15 protein-coding genes are annotated in these 17,652 nt (G+C 64.1%); 10 read left to right on the forward strand and 5 right to left on the reverse strand.

Going from position 1 to position 17,652, the window contains the following annotated elements:
* The first annotated feature begins 30 nt into the window (after positions 1 to 30).
* Positions 31 to 1,425 carry a sigma-54-dependent transcriptional regulator gene (locus AB4Y31_RS10900; RefSeq protein ID WP_368673930.1) on the forward strand — a complete coding sequence of 465 codons (1,395 nt, stop codon included), beginning with the start codon at positions 31 to 33 and terminating at the stop codon, positions 1,423 to 1,425.
* Between the two features lie 134 nt (positions 1,426 to 1,559).
* Here AB4Y31_RS10900 and AB4Y31_RS10905 read toward each other — a convergent pair whose 3' ends face one another.
* Positions 1,560 to 2,087 (reverse strand): TlpA disulfide reductase family protein, encoded by a 528-nt coding sequence (locus AB4Y31_RS10905; RefSeq protein ID WP_368673931.1) that lies wholly within the window; start codon positions 2,085 to 2,087, stop codon positions 1,560 to 1,562.
* Positions 2,088 to 2,399: 312 nt separating this feature from the next.
* On the opposite strand from AB4Y31_RS10905, the gene AB4Y31_RS10910 reads away from it, so the two are divergent.
* Complete coding sequence (locus tag AB4Y31_RS10910; RefSeq protein WP_368673932.1) at positions 2,400 to 3,044, forward strand: hypothetical protein; 645 nt, start codon at positions 2,400 to 2,402, stop codon at positions 3,042 to 3,044.
* A 469-nt stretch (positions 3,045 to 3,513) separates the two neighbouring features.
* Here AB4Y31_RS10910 and AB4Y31_RS10915 read toward each other — a convergent pair whose 3' ends face one another.
* Entirely contained in the window at positions 3,514 to 5,178 is a 1,665-nt protein-coding gene (locus AB4Y31_RS10915; RefSeq protein WP_368673933.1) for an alpha-amylase family protein, read from the reverse strand.
* Positions 5,179 to 5,213: 35 nt separating this feature from the next.
* On the opposite strand from AB4Y31_RS10915, the gene AB4Y31_RS10920 reads away from it, so the two are divergent.
* The gene (locus AB4Y31_RS10920; RefSeq protein WP_368673934.1) at positions 5,214 to 6,794 is read left to right on the forward strand and encodes an alpha-amylase family glycosyl hydrolase; all 1,581 of its coding nucleotides are present in this window, start codon (positions 5,214 to 5,216) and stop codon (positions 6,792 to 6,794) included.
* 109 nt (positions 6,795 to 6,903) lie between these two features.
* Here the strand turns inward: AB4Y31_RS10920 and AB4Y31_RS10925 are convergent, their stop codons facing one another.
* A complete protein-coding gene (locus AB4Y31_RS10925; protein WP_368673935.1) occupies positions 6,904 to 8,505 on the reverse strand; it encodes a YifB family Mg chelatase-like AAA ATPase in 1,602 nt (533 codons plus the stop codon).
* A gap of 161 nt (positions 8,506 to 8,666) precedes the next feature.
* Positions 8,667 to 8,921, reverse strand: a complete 255-nt coding sequence (locus tag AB4Y31_RS10930) for an accessory factor UbiK family protein (protein ID WP_107149839.1) — start codon at positions 8,919 to 8,921, stop codon at positions 8,667 to 8,669.
* A gap of 385 nt (positions 8,922 to 9,306) precedes the next feature.
* Here AB4Y31_RS10930 and AB4Y31_RS10935 point away from each other — a divergent pair, with 385 nt between their 5' ends.
* From AB4Y31_RS10935 to ptsP, 7 genes are all read left to right on the forward strand, one after another.
* Positions 9,307 to 9,645 carry a P-II family nitrogen regulator gene (locus tag AB4Y31_RS10935; protein WP_020566534.1) on the forward strand — a complete coding sequence of 113 codons (339 nt, stop codon included), beginning with the start codon at positions 9,307 to 9,309 and terminating at the stop codon, positions 9,643 to 9,645.
* Positions 9,646 to 9,679: 34 nt separating this feature from the next.
* Positions 9,680 to 11,140: an ammonium transporter gene (locus tag AB4Y31_RS10940; protein ID WP_368673936.1), complete on the forward strand. Its 1,461-nt coding sequence runs from the start codon at positions 9,680 to 9,682 to the stop codon at positions 11,138 to 11,140.
* Positions 11,141 to 11,383: 243 nt separating this feature from the next.
* Positions 11,384 to 12,673 (forward strand): glutamate--cysteine ligase, encoded by a 1,290-nt coding sequence (gene gshA, locus AB4Y31_RS10945; protein WP_368673937.1) that lies wholly within the window; start codon positions 11,384 to 11,386, stop codon positions 12,671 to 12,673.
* Positions 12,674 to 12,761: 88 nt separating this feature from the next.
* Positions 12,762 to 13,718: a glutathione synthase gene (gene gshB, locus AB4Y31_RS10950; protein ID WP_368673938.1), complete on the forward strand. Its 957-nt coding sequence runs from the start codon at positions 12,762 to 12,764 to the stop codon at positions 13,716 to 13,718.
* Positions 13,719 to 13,949: 231 nt separating this feature from the next.
* Complete coding sequence (locus AB4Y31_RS10955; RefSeq protein ID WP_368673939.1) at positions 13,950 to 14,471, forward strand: PTS sugar transporter subunit IIA; 522 nt, start codon at positions 13,950 to 13,952, stop codon at positions 14,469 to 14,471.
* A 43-nt stretch (positions 14,472 to 14,514) separates the two neighbouring features.
* The gene (locus AB4Y31_RS10960; RefSeq protein WP_018443602.1) at positions 14,515 to 14,784 is read left to right on the forward strand and encodes an HPr family phosphocarrier protein; all 270 of its coding nucleotides are present in this window, start codon (positions 14,515 to 14,517) and stop codon (positions 14,782 to 14,784) included.
* Between the two features lie 290 nt (positions 14,785 to 15,074).
* On the forward strand, positions 15,075 to 16,832 hold the full coding sequence (gene ptsP / locus AB4Y31_RS10965) for a phosphoenolpyruvate--protein phosphotransferase (protein WP_368673940.1): 1,758 nt from the start codon (positions 15,075 to 15,077) through the stop codon (positions 16,830 to 16,832).
* Between the two features lie 61 nt (positions 16,833 to 16,893).
* On the opposite strand, the gene AB4Y31_RS10970 is transcribed toward ptsP, so the two are convergent.
* On the reverse strand, positions 16,894 to 17,646 hold the full coding sequence (locus AB4Y31_RS10970) for a ThiF family adenylyltransferase (protein WP_368673941.1): 753 nt from the start codon (positions 17,644 to 17,646) through the stop codon (positions 16,894 to 16,896).
* Positions 17,647 to 17,652: the final 6 nt, after the last annotated feature.

Consider the following 17,652-nt stretch of genomic DNA (forward strand, 5'->3'; position numbering starts at 1 on the left):
TATCCCTCATTTCCCGACGCGGAACCGGCCATGAAAGCCTCAGCAACGGCGACCGACAGCCTTCAAGTGATCTTCATCGAGGACGACGAGCTCGTTCGGCGCGCGAGCGTCCAGAGTCTGCAGCTTGCCGGTTTCGAGGTTGCGGGCTACGCGTCCGTCGAGGCGGCTCGACCCGCGCTCGACGCGGCGGCGACGCCGCCTGGCGTGATCGTCAGCGACATCCGATTGCCCGGGGCGAGCGGCCTCGATCTGCTCGAGTTTTGCCGCGAGCGCGTGCCCGATGTGCCGGTCATTCTCGTGACGGGACACGGCGACATTTCGATGGCCGTTCAGGCGATGCGCGACGGCGCGTACGACTTCGTCGAAAAACCGTTTGCCTCGGAGCGGCTCATCGAGACGGTGCGCCGCGCACTCGAGCGGCGGCGCCTCGTGCTCGAAAACGTCGCGTTGCGGCGAGAGCTTGCCGAGCGCGATGCGCTCGTGCCGCGCATCATCGGCCGCAGCGCCGCGATCGAGCAGGTCCGCGGACTCATCGCCAAAGTCGCGCCGACCGACGCATCGGTGCTCATCAACGGCGATACGGGGGCAGGGAAGGAGTTGATCGCGCGCAGCCTGCACGAGCTTTCGCTGCGCCGCGCAAAACCGTTCGTCGCGGTCAATTGCGCGGCGCTGCCCGAGCCGATGTTCGAATCGGAGATGTTCGGCTACGAGCCGGGCGCATTCACGGGTGCGGCGAAACGCCGCATCGGCAAGCTCGAGTACGCATCGGGCGGCACACTGTTTCTCGACGAAATCGAGAGCATGCCGCTCTCGCTTCAAGTGAAGCTGCTGCGTGTGCTGCAAGACGGCGTGCTCGAACGGCTCGGCTCCAATCAGCCGATCCGCGTCGACTGCCGCGTCGTGGCCGCCGCGAAGGGCGATATGGCCGAGCATGTCGCCGCCGGCACGTTCCGGCGCGACCTGCTCTATCGGCTCAACGTGGTGACGATCGCGCTGCCGCCGATCTCGGAACGGCGAGAGGATATCGTGCCGCTCTTCGAGCATTTCGTGCTCGATGCCGCCGTGCGCTATGAAAGGCCCGCGCCCGTGCTGACGGAACGCCAGCGGCAACGCCTCATGGAGCGCGACTGGCCGGGCAACGTGCGGGAGCTGCGTAATGCGGCCGAGCGATTCGTGCTCGGCATTGCCGATCCGCAAGCGCCGATCGGCGGGAGTCTCGTAGAAGAAGACGCGGGAGCGGCGCTGTCGCTGAAAGAGCGCGTCGAGCGATTCGAGCGCGCGGCGATTGCGGATGCGCTCGAGCAGACGAGCGGTGCCGTGGCGATCGCCGCGGACCGGCTGCAAATCGGCAAGGCGACGCTCTACGAGAAGATCAAGCGATACGGCTTGGCTGAGCGCAGCGACGGCGGCGGAAAGGAGACCTGAATAAAGCGGCTTCGCTCGGCGCGGTGGCCGGCAAACGAGGGGGGAGGGCCGGCAAGCACGGCCGCGCAGCGAAAGCGCGAGGCGGCGCGGCGTCGCCGAATTTCTGCGGCTGGCGCGTCGCGCGCCGCGCCAACTCAGGCGCCGAGCGCCTTTTGCAACAGTTTGTCGAGCTCGGCGAACTGCGGCTCGCCGACATAGCGCTTGAGGATCGTGCCGTTCTTGTCGATGACGAACGTCGTGGGCGTCAACTGCACATTGCCGAATTCCTTCGCCGCGCTGCCGTCGTCCATGGCGACTTTGAATGGCAACTGGCGCGTCTGCGCGTAGTTCGCCACGTACATCGGCGCATCGTAGTTCATGGCGACCGCGACGAACTCCAGCCCTTTATCCTTGAATCGATTGTAGGTCTCGACCATCTGCGGCATTTCGTGCATGCACGTGGTGCAACTCGTCGCCCAGAAGTTGACGAGGTAGACCTTGCCCTTCAAATCGGCCGTCGAGACCTTCTTGCCCGACAACAACGTGAACGTGGCGTCGGGCACGTGCTGCGACGTACCGAACGTGAAATAGCCGGCTACGGCGATTGCGCATGCGCCGAGCGCCAGCGCGAGAGAGCGGAGCGGGCTCCCGCGGCGCGCGGGAGAAGCGGGGGTCTGGCTCATGGCGACCTCGAAGGCAGACGGTGCGAAAACAGCGCTGCAATTTTAGCGCCATTCGGGAATCGGTGGGGCCGGGGCGGGTGCTGCGCCCGGCGTGAATCATGCCGTTATGTCCGGTGCCGCGCGGATCCGCGGTCGATGCGAGGACTTTGGTTTTGCGTCCGGTGTTCCGCGCACCGCTTCGGGGATCGGCTGTTCCGCCCGGCCGCGCCTCGCGATGGCGGATAATCGAAGTTTATCCGGCACGGCGATAGGTATCCGTCGCCGGCTCGCCCTCCGCTTCTTCTTCTTCTTCTTCTGGCTTCGATGTTCCGCATGCGCTTCGCCCTCCGATCGGCGCCCCGCTCGCCGCGCCGAACGATTCAGCTCCGACTGGAATCCAACGAATCCGCCCGATCCTCGAGCGCGGCGCGCGGGCCGGGCTTGCCATGGTGGCGTCTAGCCGCCGGCGCGGCGCTGACTGCCGCCGTGCTGGCGGGCTGCTCCCCCACTTACGATTGGCGGACGATCACCGACAACTCGGACGGCTACGCGATCGATCTTCCGGCTAAGCCGACGGAAGATGAACGCTCAGTCGATATCGCGGGCCAATCGCTGCCGATGCACATGCGAGCGGCGCACTTGAAGGGGGCCGTGTTCGCCGTGGGGACAATCGTCTTGCCGAGCGACGATCCGCAGCTGCAGCGCACGGTGCTCGACTACCTTCGCACTGGGCTTGCGCGCAATCTCGGCGCGGCGCCCAGCTCGCGTGCCATTGGCGTGCCGCTGGCCGCGGGTGGGCAGGTGCCGGCGCTCGAAATCGCTTTGAGCGGCACGGCCGGCGACGAGCATGAGCACAAGATGCTGCACGCGTGGCTCGTGGCGCGCGGCAGGCACGTCTATCAGGCTGTCATTGCGGCCGACAGGGCGCCGCCGCCGGAACAGTCGGACCAGTTTTTCGGATCGTTCAAGGTATTCTGAGCGGCGGTTCGCGCGGCTCGCGCGAAGCATGCGGGCCATGCTCACCGGTGGAGGGCGAACGGCGAAGACAATTTTGCCAATTCAAAGTTCCTTCGTAACAAGGAACGCTAACGCGGCGATTCTTTGGCGCTTTTCATGCCTATCCACAGATGATGTGGATAACTTTGTTGAAAAGATCGGGGATCTTCTCAGGTGGTGGCCCCCAACGTGGCTGGCGCTCGATCGTCGATTTCTCTCTCGGCAGGAAAATATATCTAAATTCAATGACTTGCTGTGTCTTTCTAAGGCGACGTCTTCAAACGACTGTCCGGTATTCGCAAGCGCGGAGTTGTGCATAAGTCTTCCCGCGCGCTTTTTAATCAAGGCGTGCCAAACACCTGCAATGCCGCGCGCGAGATGGTGATGCGACCGCTTCGAGCATGGGAACGCTTCAGACCGCAGTGCGGCACGGTTGGGAATGGGTAAAACGCTAAATCTCAGCGCGCCTCAGCAGATAATCGAGACCGCCGACTCGGTACCACCTGTATCCGTAAGGCTCGAGCACGACCGTATGCCGGCCGTCACCGCCAGCCTGACTGTGGTCGTCCGACAAAACGTTGATGAGCCGCTCGTCGCCCGGCCCATTGCAGCCGGAGTGGAATTTGACTGTGCACGTCTTGGCGCCAAAGTTATGCACGCACAGAACCGAGCTGTTACGCCAGTCGTAACGCAGTGCAAGCACATCGTTTCGCGATGTGCGCAGCGCTTCGAAATCGCCCCAACTGATTTCCGGCATTTCGCGGCGCATGCGGATGACCCGTTCCGTCCAGTTGAGAAACGAATCCGGATCGCGCCGCTGGTTAGCCACGTTGACGCGCTCGAAACCATAGGCACCGCCGGAGATCGCGGGGACGGGCGGCTTAGGATGTTTGGTGAACCCGCCGTGGGGCTCCGCCGACCACTGCATCGGCGTGCGCGTGCTTTCGCGCTCGGGGCGGCGAAGATCATCGCCCATGCCTATCTCATCGCCGTAACGGATGACGGGCGTGCCCGGCAAGGTCAGCATTAGGCTGTAGGCGAGTTCGAGCCGGCGCCTGTCGCCCGACAGCATCGGCGCGAGTCTGCGGCGAATGCCGCGCCCGTATAGCTGCATGTCCGGCTCCGGGGCGAACGCGGCGAATACTGCCTCGCGCGCTTCGGGTGTCAGGCGGCCTAGATCGAGCTCGTCGTGATTGCGCAGAAACACGCCCCATTGGGCCGTTGCCGGCCTTGGCTTCGTCGCCAGCAGCGCTTTCTTCAGCGGCTTGGTGTCGCCCGTTGCTAGCGTGTAAAACGTATTCTGATTGAGCTGGAAGTTGAACATCATCGGCAACCGCTCGCCTGCGTCGCCGAAGTATTCGAAGTCTGTATCGGGGAGCACATTCGCTTCCCCGAGGACGATCACATTGCCCTCGCGCCATTGCAAAAACTCGCGAAACGCGCGCAGCATCGTGTACTGCTCGACATGCCCGCGCACCTTCGCACCCTTCGCCGCAATCACGAACGGCACGGCATCCATGCGGAACCCCGATACGCCCAGCTGGACCCAGAAGCCCATGATCTTCAGCAACTCGGCATGAACGTAGGGATTGGCCGTATCCAAGTCCGGTTGGAACTCGTAGAAGCGATGGAAGTACCAGCGCCTTGCGCGCTTGTCGAAAGTCCAGGTCGACTTCTGCACACCCGGAAACACCACGCCGTCATCCACATTTGACGGCTTCCTGTCAGACCAGACGTACCAGTCGCGGTATTTCGAACCGGGATCGCTACGTGCTGACTTGAACCATGGATGCTCGTCTGAAGTGTGATTCACCACAAGATCGATGATCACGCGCAAGCCACGCTCGTCGCACGCGTGCGTGAATTCCGTGAAGTCGCCGAGCGTGCCGTACTTCGGATCGACGTTGTAATAGTCCGAAATGTCGTAGCCGTTGTCGCGCCCGGGCGACGGCTGGAAGGGCATCAGCCAGATCGTCGTCACCCCCAGGCCCTGCAGGTAGTCGAGCCGGCGCAATAGCCCCTGGAAATCGCCGACGCCGTCACCGTTGGCGTCCAGGAACGTACCTACCGAAAGGCAATAGATGATGGCGTTCTTGTACCAAAGGTCATTGAGCATGGGTGCCAAACAATCAAGCGTGGAGAGGAATAACGATGTCTGAGCGAGCTTGGTGGAAAAGTGCCGTCATCTATGAGATTTATCCCCGCTCGTTTCAGGATAGCAACGGCGACGGCGTCGGCGACCTGACGGGGATCCTCACACGCCTGGAATATGTCGCCGCCCTGGGCGTCACTGCGGTCTGGATTGCACCCATCTATCCATCGCCGATGGCCGACTTTGGTTACGACGTCGCGAATTACTGTGACATCGATCCGATGTTCGGCACGCTTGCCGAGTTCGAGCAATTGGTGGACCACGCCCACCGGCTTGGGCTCAAGGTGCTGCTGGACTTCGTGCCGAATCACACATCGGATCGGCATCCTTGGTTCGAGGAAAGCCGGTCGTCGCGTGACAATCCGAAGCGCGACTGGTACCTGTGGCGCGATCCGGCGCCCGATGGCGGGCCGCCAAACAACTGGCTGAGCAGGATGGGGGGCTCAGCGTGGGAGCGGGACAAGCTCACGGGGCAGTACTACTACCATGCGTTTTTACGGGAACAACCGGACCTGAACTGGCGCAACCAGGAAGTGCGCCGCGCAATGGATGACGTGCTGCGTTTCTGGCTGGATCGCGGTGTCGACGGTTTTCGCGTGGATGTGCTCTGGTTGCTGATCAAAGACGCGCAGTTTCGCGACAATCCGCCGAACCCAGCCTATCGGCCCGGGGAGCCGCAGCATCACCGGCAATTGCAGACTTACACCGAGGATCAGCCGGAAGTGCATGACATCGTACGCTCGATGCGCGCCACGCTTAGCGAGTATGGCGAGCGTGTGCTGATCGGCGAAATCTACCTGCCCGTCCCGCAACTCGTGAAGTACTACGGCATCAACGGCGATGGCGCGGACATGCCGTTCAATTTTCAGCTGCTCAATACGCCGTGGAAGGCGAGCGAGATCGCTCGCGTGATCAAGGATTACGATCGCGCCTTACCGGAGCACGCGTGGCCCAACTGGGTGCTGGGAAATCACGACAATCGGCGCGTCGCTTCGCGCGTCGGCACGGTGCAGGCGCGAGTGGCCGCGGTTCTGCTGCTGACATTGCGCGGTACGCCGACGCTGTATTACGGGGATGAAGTCGGCATGACAGACGGGGATATCGCGTCCGATGAGATTCGGGACCCGGCGGAGCTTCGACAACCCGGCCTCGGCCAGGGGCGTGATCCGGAGCGCACTCCGATGCGATGGGACAGCTCATTGCCCAATGGCGGTTTTACCACTGGCCGGCCCTGGTTACCTATTGGCACGACCAGGAGCGTGAGGGAACAGGAGCGTGACGCATCCAGCATGCTGTCGCTCTATCGTCGGCTGTTGGCGTTGCGGCGCGGCAATGCCGCGCTCTTGGCGGGCACGATCGAGAACGTCGCGGCGCACGGCGATGTGCTGACTTATGAACGGTGCTACCGCGATCAACGGCTTTTCATCGCGCTGAACATGGGTAGCGAAAATGCCGCCGTGCTTTCGCCGGCAGGCGTGGTCTTGCTATCGACGTTTGCGGATCGCGACGGTCAAACATTGGAAGCAGGCGTCATTCGCATTTCGGCAGGCGAGGCGCTTGTCGTGGCGGCGTACGACTGAAGTTCACAGACGTCCCCGGGCAGCATGACGGATAACGCGACGTCTTCAAACGACTGTCCGGTATTCGCAAGCGCGGAGCTGTGCATAAGTCTTCCCGCGCGCTTTTTAATCAAGGCGTGCCAAACACCCTCCGGTACTGAATCGCCTCGGCGACGTGTGCCGCGTTCGGCGCTTCGTCGCCGGCCAGATCCGCGATCGATCGCGCCACTTTGAGGACGCGATAGTAGGCGCGGGCCGACCAGCCGAACCGCTCGCTCGCTTCGCGCAGCAACAACTCGCCCGAGGCGTCGGGGCGGCAGACTTCATCGACTTCGCGACCGCTCAATTCGCGGTTCATCTTGCCTTGCCGCGCCTGTTGCCGCGTGCGCGCGGCCGCGACGCGGCGCGCTACCGTCGCGCTCGATTCGCCTTGCGCGGTCGCGCGCGACGACAGCTCCGCTGCCGTCAAGGCGGGTAGCTCGATCTGTATGTCGATCCGATCGAGCAGTGGACCGGAGAGCTTGCGCAGATAGCGGGCGGCGATTTCGGGCGTGCAGCGGCATCGGCCGGCAGGATCGCCGCGCCAGCCGCACGGACACGGGTTCATCGCGGCGACGAGCTGACAGGCCGCCGGAAAGTCCGCCTGCAATGCCGCGCGCGAGATGGTGATGCGACCCGCTTCGAGCGGCTCGCGCAGCGTTTCGAGCACGTGACGGTCGAATTCGGGCAATTCGTCGAGAAACAGCACGCCGAGATGCGCGAGCGTGATCTCGCCCGGTTGCGGCGGATTTCGGCCGCCGACGAGCGCCGCCGCGCTCGACGAGTGATGCGGCGCGCGAAACGGCCGTTGCCGCCATTGGGCGGGCGAAAAGCCGAGCACGCTGGCTGAGAGCAGCGCCGCGGAAGTCAACGCCTCTTCGTCGCTCATCGGCGGCAACAAGCTCGGCAGACGCGCCGCCAACATCGATTTGCCGGCTCCGGGCGGACCGACCATCAGCATGTGATGCCCGCCGGCAGCGGCCACTTCCAGCGCCCGTCGCGCGCCAGGCTGGCCGATGACGTCGGCCATGTCCGGTGCGACGGCCATCGCCGATCGATCGATCTTCGGGACGGCGAGCGGTTTCAGCCTGCCATCGGATGCGCCCGCGAGGTGCCCGCAAAGCGACGGCAGATCGGCCGCGCCGTAAACGTCGACACCGGGCACCAGCGCGGCCTCGTAGGCGCTCTCGAGCGGCAGGTAGAGCTCCGGCGCATGATCGCTTGGCGGCTCGTCGGGCTGCGCGTCGCCGTCATGGCCGCGCTCCCGCGTACCGCTCCATACTTGCCCTGAGCCATGGCGGCGCGCCGTTCCGCAAGCCATCGCGAACGCGCCGCGCATCGGGCGCAGCGCACCCGTCAGCGACAGCTCGCCCGCGAACTCGCGCTCGCCGAGCGACGACTCGGGGATCTGCCCGCTCGCGGCAAGAATGCCGAGCGCGATCGGCAAGTCGAACCGCCCCGATTCCTTGGGGAGATCGGCGGGCGCCAGGTTGACGGTGATGCGCCGCACGGGGAAATCGAAGCCGCAGTTCTGCAGCGCGGCTCGCACGCGCTCGCGGCTCTCGCGCACTTCGAGGTCGGGCAAGCCGACGATCGAAAACGACGGCAGCCCGTTGGCGAGATGAACTTCGACGGTCACTTCAGGCGCACGGCCGGCAGCCGGCGCGCGCGAACGCACCACGGCAAGCGACATGGATTCTCCTGGGGGAGGGCGGCAGCGGAACGCGCCGCCCTTTTCGATGACGAGGGCCGGGACGGCCCTGGCGGAACTGACTGTATGGCTCGCTTGCCGAGCGCGGGTCTGGCTTTACGTGCTTTAGGGTTCGCTTCGCAAAGATGCCGGTTCGACGAGCCTCAAGATTCCTGCGCCGTGGCGAGCTTCTGCTCGAGCTCGGCGACGCGCCGCTCGAGTTCTTCGAGGCGCGTGCGCGTGCGCAAGAGCACCTGAGTCTGCGTGTCGAATTCCTCGCGCGTGACGAGATCGAGCTTCGAGAAACCCTGCGACAGCATCGCCTTCACGTTGCGCTCGACGTCTTTCGCGGGCGAATGCTTGAGCAGATCGCTCATGCGCGCCTGGAAGTCCTGAAAGAAATCGTTCGGTTGCTTCATGATGGTTCCTCTTGATTGCACAAAAAACGTGCATTTAGTCGTCAAAGGGCGCGATCCAACGCACCGATGATCGGTTTTGGTGCGCGCGCCGCGCCGTCTTCGCGAACATGAGCGCTGCTGGTGCGCGATTCATGTCGCGGGCCGTGTGAACACTCTAGCAATGATCGATGGGCGGCGCCAGCGCGGCGGCCCGGCGTTGGCCGTTCGGCCGACGCCGCGGCCGCCTTGTCGAGACCTGCGTCCCGTCGCCCGTAGCGCCCGATGGCACGCTAGTTGCTCTATCCGGCCCGCACCGGCGGCGCGCGGATGTCGGCGGGCGTACGGCGTCGCCTGCGAGACTTTCCGCCGCATGGCAACGGGGTTCACGCAACGAAAAGAGGATTTCATGAAGCTCATTACCGCAATCATCAAGCCGTTCAAGCTGGATGAGGCGCGCGAAGCGTTGTCGGCGATCGGCGTCTCGGGCATCACCGTGACGGAAGTGAAGGGGTTCGGGCGTCAGAAGGGGCACACCGAGCTTTATCGCGGCGCCGAATACGTCGTCGACTTCCTGCCCAAGGTGAAGATCGAGGCGGCCGTGTCCGACGACATCGTCGACCAGGCAATCGAAGCCATCGAACGGGCTGCCCGCACGGGCAAGATCGGCGACGGAAAGATCTTCGTGACGCCGATCGAGCAGGTGATTCGGATCCGTACTGGGGAAACGGGCGCGGACGCCCTGTAAGTCGAAAAAGTTAGCGATAAGAGGAAACCGAAAGATGCGCAAATTCCTGATGTCCGTGGCGATGGCCGCCACGCTGCTTGCGGGCGGCGTCAGCGCCGCCTTGGCGGACGATGCGGCAAGTGCCGCCGCCGCGTCGGCACCCGCCGCGACCGCCTCCGCACCGAGCGCTGATGCGTCGGGTGCGGCGGCTGCTTCCGCCGCGGCGCCCGCGTCGGCCGCCGCGGCTTCCGACGCCGCCCCCGCCGCGCCGACCGCTCCGATCTCGGTCGATTCGTCGAAGATCAATTCGGGCGACACGGCCTGGATGTTGACCTCGACGGCACTCGTTCTGTTCATGACGATTCCGGGCCTCGCGCTCTTTTACGGCGGCATGGTCCGCAAGAAGAACGTGCTTGCGACGGTCATGCAGAGCTTTGCGATCACCTGCATCGTGACCGTCCTCTGGACCGTCATCGGCTACAGCCTCGCGTTCACGCCCGGCAACGCGTTCATCGGCGGCTTGTCGCGCTTCTTCCTTGCCGGCATGAACTACATCAAGGGCGACAAGGCGACGACGCTGACGGTGAGCCATCTGGCGACGACGATTCCGGAAACGGTCTACTTCGTCTATCAGATGACGTTCGCGATCATCACGCCGGCGCTGATCACGGGCGCGTTCGCGGACCGCATGAAGTTCTCGGCGATGATCGTGTTCATGAGCCTCTGGTCGATCATCGTCTACTCGCCGATCGCGCACATGGTGTGGGAGCCGACCGGCTGGCTTTCGGCGGCGGGCATCCTCGACTTCGCGGGCGGCACCGTCGTGCACATCAACGCCGGTATCGCGGGTCTCGTGTGCGCCCTCGTGCTGGGCAAGCGCGTGGGCTATGGCCGCGAAGCGATGGCGCCGCACAACCTCGTGCTGACGCTGATGGGCGCGGCGATGCTGTGGGTGGGCTGGTTCGGCTTCAACGCGGGCTCGGCGGTGGCGGCTGACGGTCGCGCGGGCTTTGCGATGCTAACGACGCAAGTCGCGACGGCCCTGGCGGCGCTCGCGTGGATGTTTGCCGAATGGGTGGCCAAGGGCAAGCCGTCCGCGCTCGGCATCGCATCGGGCGCCGTGGCAGGTCTCGTGGCGATCACGCCGGCTTCCGGCTACGTCGGGGTGACCGGTGCGTTCGTCATCGGCATCGCGGCGGGCGTGATCTGCTTCTGGTCGGCTACCTGGCTCAAGTCCAAGCTCGGCTATGACGATTCGCTCGACTGCTTCGGCGTGCATGGTGTCGGCGGGATCGTCGGCGCGATTCTGACCGGCGTCTTCGCGGTCAAGGACATCGGCGGCGCCGACGGCAGCGTGATCCTGCAACTGAAGGGCGTGCTGACCACGGTCGTCTACAGCGGTGTCATCAGCTTCGTCCTGCTGAAGATCATCGACCTCGTCATCGGCCTGCGCGTGGCCGAAGAAGAAGAGCGTGAAGGTCTCGACGTCGTGCTGCACGGCGAGCACGTCGAATAACGAGCAACTCCTCTCTCCAGAAACCGCTGGTACTGAGCACAGCGATTCAGCCCGCCTTCATGGCGGGCTTTTTTTATGTGCGGGCATCTGTTGGGAGTCCGCCTTTCACCCCACCGTCTATCGGGTCAATAGAAAAAGCGATTGCGCCCGAGCCCTTGCGAAAGAACGCGCCGCCCCCAAATCGGCAGGGCAATTGCTCCACATGCTCTACAATCTTTTTCTCCCCTGTTCCGCGAGTGCTCAATGGTTCCGCACCTAGTTACGGCGTTAAACGGTCCGCTGCTCGATCTCGAGCGGAAGATCCTCGATGCCACGCCGGCGATCGAGCGGTGGTTCCGCCTCGAGTGGCAGGAACACACGCCGGCGTTTTACTGCTCGGTCGACCTGCGCAATGCGGGCTTCAAGCTTGCGCCCGTCGACACGAACCTTTTTCCGGGCGCCTTCAACAATCTACCCAATGAAGTGCTGCCGCTCGCCGTCCAGGCCGCCATGGCGTCCATCGAAAAGATTTGCCCGGACGCGAAGAATCTTCTGATCATTCCCGAGCGCGAGACGCGCAACGCGTTCTATCTCGAGAACGTGGCGCGACTTGCGACGATCATGCGGCAGGCGGGCCTCAACGTGCGTTTCGGCACGCTCGACGAATCCATCGCGGGACCGGTCACGATCTCCCTCGCCGACGGGCAGAAGATCGTCCTCGAGCCGCTCGAGCGCACACCGCGCCGACTCGGCTTGAAGAACTTCGACCCCTGCTCCATCCTGCTCAACAACGACCTCTCGGCCGGTGTGCCGCCCGTGCTGGAGAATCTGCACGAACAGTACGTGCTGCCGCCGATCCATGCAGGCTGGGCCGTGCGGCGTAAATCGACGCACTTCTCCTGCTACGACGACGTGGCGAAGAAGTTCGCGAAGATTGTCGACATCGATCCGTGGATGGTGAATCCGTACTTCGCGCATGTCGAAGGCGTCGATTTCGAAGCGCGCGCGGGCGACGAAGCGCTCGCCGGCGCCATCGACGCGGTCATGAAGAAGATCGCGCGCAAGTACCGCGAGTACGGCATCAGCGAAAAGCCTTACGTCGTCATCAAGTCCGATGCGGGAACCGACGGCCGCGGCGTCATGACGGTGCACGACGCGAGCGAGGTGACGAGCCTGACCAAGGGCGAGCGCGCGCGCATGTCGACGACGAAGAGCGGCTTGCAAGTGCACGACGTGATCGTGCAGGAAGGCGTCTATACATTCGAGCGCATCGGCGACGAAGTGGCCGAGCCCGTCGTCTACATGATCGACCGGTATGTCGTCGGCGGCTTTTACCGCGTGCACGGCAGCCGCGAGCGCGATCAGAACCTGCACGCGCCGGGAATGCACTATGTGCCGCTCGGCTTCGAGCATACGGCGTTGCCCGATGCGCATGCCAAGCCCGGCGCCGCGCCGCCGAACCGGTTCTATATGTACGGCGTCGTTGCGCGGCTCGGGCTGCTCGCGGCCTCGGTCGAGCTCGAGAAAACCGACCCGGAGGCCATCCAGGTTTGAACGCCGGCGCCTGGGCGCGGCCGCGTGGCCGCGGCGCGGCGTCTTCGATCTTTCGCGGCATCCCACCAACGACAGAGCCCGCCCCTTCATGGACATTCTTTTCATCGCCGACCCGCTCGCCAAGTTCAAGATCTACAAGGACTCGACCTACACGATGATGGCCGAAGCGGCCCGGCGCGGACATACGCTCTTCGCCTGCGAGCCGAAGCATCTCGCGTGGGCGTCCGGTGACGTCGAAGCGACTGTGCGGCGCGTGACGCTTGTCGGCGACGAGTCCGATCCGCATCGCCAACCGTGGCACGAGAGCGCTCCGCATGAGAATCGATCGCTTGCGTCGTTCGGCGCGGTGCTGATGCGCAAGGACCCGCCGTTCGATATGGAGTACGTGACTTCGACCTGGCTGCTCGAGCTCGCCGAGCGCGCCGGCGCGCATGTCTTCAATAAACCGCAGGCGATCCGCGATCATTCCGAGAAGCTCGCGATCGGCGAATTTCCGCAGTTCGTCGCGCCGACGATCGTCACGCGGGATGCCGCACGGCTGCGGGCGTTTCATGCCGAGCACGGCGATGCCATCTTCAAGCCGCTCGACGGAATGGGAGGCATGGGCGTCTTTCGCGTGAAGCGCGACGGCATGAATCTCGGCTCGATCATCGAAATGCTGAGCCACGACGGCGTGCGTTCCGTCATGGCGCAGAAGTTCATCCCGGAAATCACGGCGGGCGACAAGCGCATTCTGTTGATCGGCGGCGAGCCGGTGCCCTATTCGCTTGCGCGCATTCCGCAGGGCAACGAGGTGCGCGGCAATCTGGCCGCGGGTGGGCTTGGCGTCGCGCAGCCGCTCTCGGCGCGCGACCGCGAGATCGCGGAGACGCTCGGACCTGTGCTCGCATCGCGCGGGCTGCTGCTCGTCGGGCTCGACGTAATCGGGGACTGGCTGACGGAAGTCAACGTCACCAGCCCGACATGCTTTCGCGAAATCATGGACCAGACGGGGTTCGATGTGGCGGCGATGTTCATTGACGCATTGGAGCGCGCGGCCGCCTAGACGCGCACCGCTCGAAAGGGTCGCGCCGCCGGTTTGCGCCGACAGTCGAATCGTTCACAGGCCGACAGCGCGGCGCGAGGAATCGCGCGAAAATGACCCTGCTACAATGCCGGTCTCGCGGGTGCGGGACGGCATGGCGGCGTCCGCCACCATCGGTGGCGGGCCTGGACAGGGCGCGGCCGGCCGCTCGTTATCGCGCGCACCGCGCCGTTTTTGGTTGGCAAGACAGATATGGCAGGCATCCTGATCATCGCGCATGCGCCGCTCGCCACGGCTCTCAAAGAGTGCATCGCGCATATCTACGGCGGGCTTCCGGCACGCATCGGCGGAATCGATGTCCTTCCCGACTGCGATCCGGCCCAGGTCATTCGCGATGCTGAAGCGGAAATCGATCGGCTGCGAGAAGAAAACGGCGCGCTCGTTCTGACGGATATGTACGGTGCGACACCGGCGAACATCGCGTGCCGGCTCGCCGGTTCGTCGGACGTGCGCGTGCTCGCGGGAGTCAATTTGCCGATGCTCGTGCGTGCCGTCTGCTACCGGGCCGCGCCACTCGATCAGCTCGTCGAAAAAGCGTTGATGGGGGCCGCGAAGGGAGTCCATGCGGTGGGGCCGCAAATGTCGCCGTGCGAGTCAGCCAACGCCACCACTTGTCTGCCGTCCAACGCTTCGGCGGCCGGTGGCGCCATGCCCGCCGCCGCCTCCGTGGTCGGCGCGCCGCCTTGCGCGGACGAAGGCCCGGCCCAGGCGTAACGGCTCCGCTTTTCTCCAATCCTTTGCCCCACCAGGACAACCGATGCTCCAACAAGAAACGACGATCGTCAATAAACTGGGCTTGCATGCGCGCGCATCGGCCAAGCTGACCCAACTGGCCGGCAACTTCCAGGCGGAAATCTGGATGACGCGAAACGGGCGCCGCATCAACGCGAAAAGCATCATGGGCGTGATGATGCTCGCGGCCGGAATCGGAAGCACCGTCACGATCGAGACCGAGGGGCCCGATGAAAAGGAGGCAATGGACGCACTCTTGAAGCTCATCGCCGATAAATTCGGTGAAGGACAATGAACGTCAGGAGCGGCGCCGGCCGGCGCATCGGGTAATGACAAAAGCCGCGATTTTTCGCGGCTTTTTCTATGCGCGCTAAAACGCAAGCCGTGCGGCCGCTCAAGGCCGTTGGGCAATCGCAATGGCAATGGCGACGCGAGCGCTGCCCCGCGACGTCTCGTGTCGAAGCATGCATTGCTGCGCCGCACGCTGTCAGCCATCGTCGACGGAATCTATAATTGCCGATCAGGGTCAAACGCCCATTGCAGCGGTATTACTCCCGCGGCATCACATAACTCGAGGAGGTGCGCGTGTCGTTTTCGCTGCATGGAATCCCAGTGTCACGCGGCATCGCGATCGGGCGGGCTTACCTGATCGCGCCGGCTGCGCTCGACGTCGACCACTATCTGGTCGATGCGCCGCGGATCGAGGGCGAGATCGAGCGCTTCCGCGCGGCGCTGAAAACCGTGCAGAACGAACTCGAGCGCCTCTCGGAGGATCTGGCGGCCGACGCGCCGAGCGAAGTCGGCGCCTTCATTCACGTCCATACGATGATCCTGAACGATGCGATGCTCGTTCAGGAAACGATCGATCTGATCCGCACGCGCAAATACAACGTCGAGTGGGCGTTGACTGAGCAACTCGAGCGCCTTTCACGCCATTTCGACGACATCGAAGACGAGTATCTGCGCGAGCGCAAGGCCGACATCCAGCAAGTGGTCGAGCGAATCTTGAAGGCGCTGGCGGGCGCGCCTTCGGCCGCGGCGCTCGTGGACGGAGCGAACGGCGATGCGCGCGCGGAAATGATCGTGGTGGCGCACGATATCTCCCCCGCGGACATGCTGCAGTTCAAGACGCAAACGTTCCAAGGCTTCGTCACCGATCTCGGCGGACGCACTTCGCATACGGCGATCGTCGCGCGCAGCCTCGGCATCCCCGCCGCGGTCGGCGTGCAGCATGCGAGCGCGCTGATCCGACAGGACGATCTCATCATCGTCGACGGCGATCACGGTATCGTGATCGTCGATCCGGCGCCGATCGTGCTCGAGGAGTACACCTATCGGCAAACCGAGAAAGCGCTCGAGCAGAAGAAGCTGCAGCGGCTCAAGTTCTCGCCGACGCAGACGCTATGCGGCAACAAGATTTCGCTTTGCGCCAACATCGAGCTGCCGGACGACGCCCGCGCGGCGATCGAGGCAGGCGCCGTCGGGGTGGGGCTCTTTCGCACCGAGTTCCTCTTCATGAACCACAAGGATCGCCTTCCGGAGGAAGAGGAGCAATTCGAAGCCTACCGGCGCGCGGTCGAGCTGATGGGCGGGTTGCCGGTGACGATCCGCACGATCGATGTGGGAGCCGACAAGCCGCTCGAGACGCTGGCGGGCGGCGACGGTTTCGAGTCGGCGCAGAATCCGGCGTTGGGCTTGCGAGCGATTCGCTGGAGCCTGTCCGAGCCGCAGATGTTCCTGACGCAGTTGCGTGCGATCCTGCGCGCATCGGCGTTCGGCAAGGTGAAGATCCTGGTTCCGATGCTCGCGCATGCGCAGGAGATCGATCAGACGCTCGATCTCATCTGCGAAGCGAAACGGCAGTTGGACGACGCCGGCCTTGCTTACGATCCTGGCGTGCAGGTCGGCGCGATGATCGAAATTCCGGCGGCGGCCATCGCCTTACCGCTGTTTTTGAAGCGCGTCGATTTCCTTTCGATCGGCACGAACGACTTGATCCAGTACACGCTCGCGATCGATCGCGCCGACAACTCAGTCGCGCATCTGTACGACCCGCTTCATCCGGCCGTCCTGCATTTGATCGCCTTTACGCTGCGCGAAGCAAAGCGCGCCGGCATGCCTGTGTCTGTCTGTGGGGAAATGGCTGGCGATCCGCAGCTCACGCGCCTTTTGCTCGGCATGGGGCTGACCGAGTTTTCGATGCATCCGAGCCAGCTCCTCGTGGTGAAGCAGGAAATCTTGCGCGCTGATCTCAGAAAGCTCGAGAAGCCTGTCGCGGACGTGCTCGCGGCATTCGAGCCCGAGGAGGTGCAGGCGGCGCTCAAGTGTGTCGCGGAGGCTTAGGGCGCTTAAGCGCTAACCTCTGCCGCAGAGCTTTGCATGGGCATAGGTAAGCGCTGAAGCGCTAAGCTCTGCCGCGGCACACTGGGCAGTCGGGCTGGCGCGCGATGCTCATCGTCGTCCATTCCATCCGCAGCGAATCGAGCATCATGAGCCGCCCCGTCAGGGATTCCCCGATGCCCGCGATAACGCGCAGGGCTTCGGCGGCCTGCATGGCGCCGATGATCCCGACCGTCGGCGCGAACACCCCCATCTGCGAACACGCCACTTCCTCGAACGGTTGATCCTCGGGAAAGATGCATGCGTAGCAGGGCGAAGCAGGGTTGCGGAAATCGAACGTGCTGATCTGGCCGTCGAAACGCAACGCCGCGCCGGAGACGAGCGGCACACCGTGCGCCACGCACGCGCGGTTGATCGCATGCCGGGTAGCAAAGTTGTCCGTGCAATCGAGGACGACGCTCGCGTGCGGCACGGCGGCCTCGAGCCACGCGTCGCTCACGCGCTCGTCGACGGCTTCGACGATCACCTCAGGATTCAAGCGGGCGATGGCATCGCGCCCCGACTCGACCTTCTTACGGCCAATCGAGGCCGTGACGTGCAGGATCTGCCGCTGAAGATTCGTGAGATCGACGGTGTCGGCGTCGACGAGCGTCAGCTTGCCGATCCCCGCGGCGGCCAGATACATGGCGGCGGGCGAGCCGAGCCCGCCCGCGCCGACGACGATCGCATGGGCATCAAGGAACCGCTGCTGCGCCTCGATGCCGAGCTCGTCGACCAGGATGTGCCGCGAGTAGCGAAGAAGCTGATCGTCGTTCAAGTATTA

This window comes from Trinickia sp. EG282A, from assembly GCF_040965455.1.
Taxonomy (GTDB): domain Bacteria; phylum Pseudomonadota; class Gammaproteobacteria; order Burkholderiales; family Burkholderiaceae; genus Trinickia; species Trinickia symbiotica.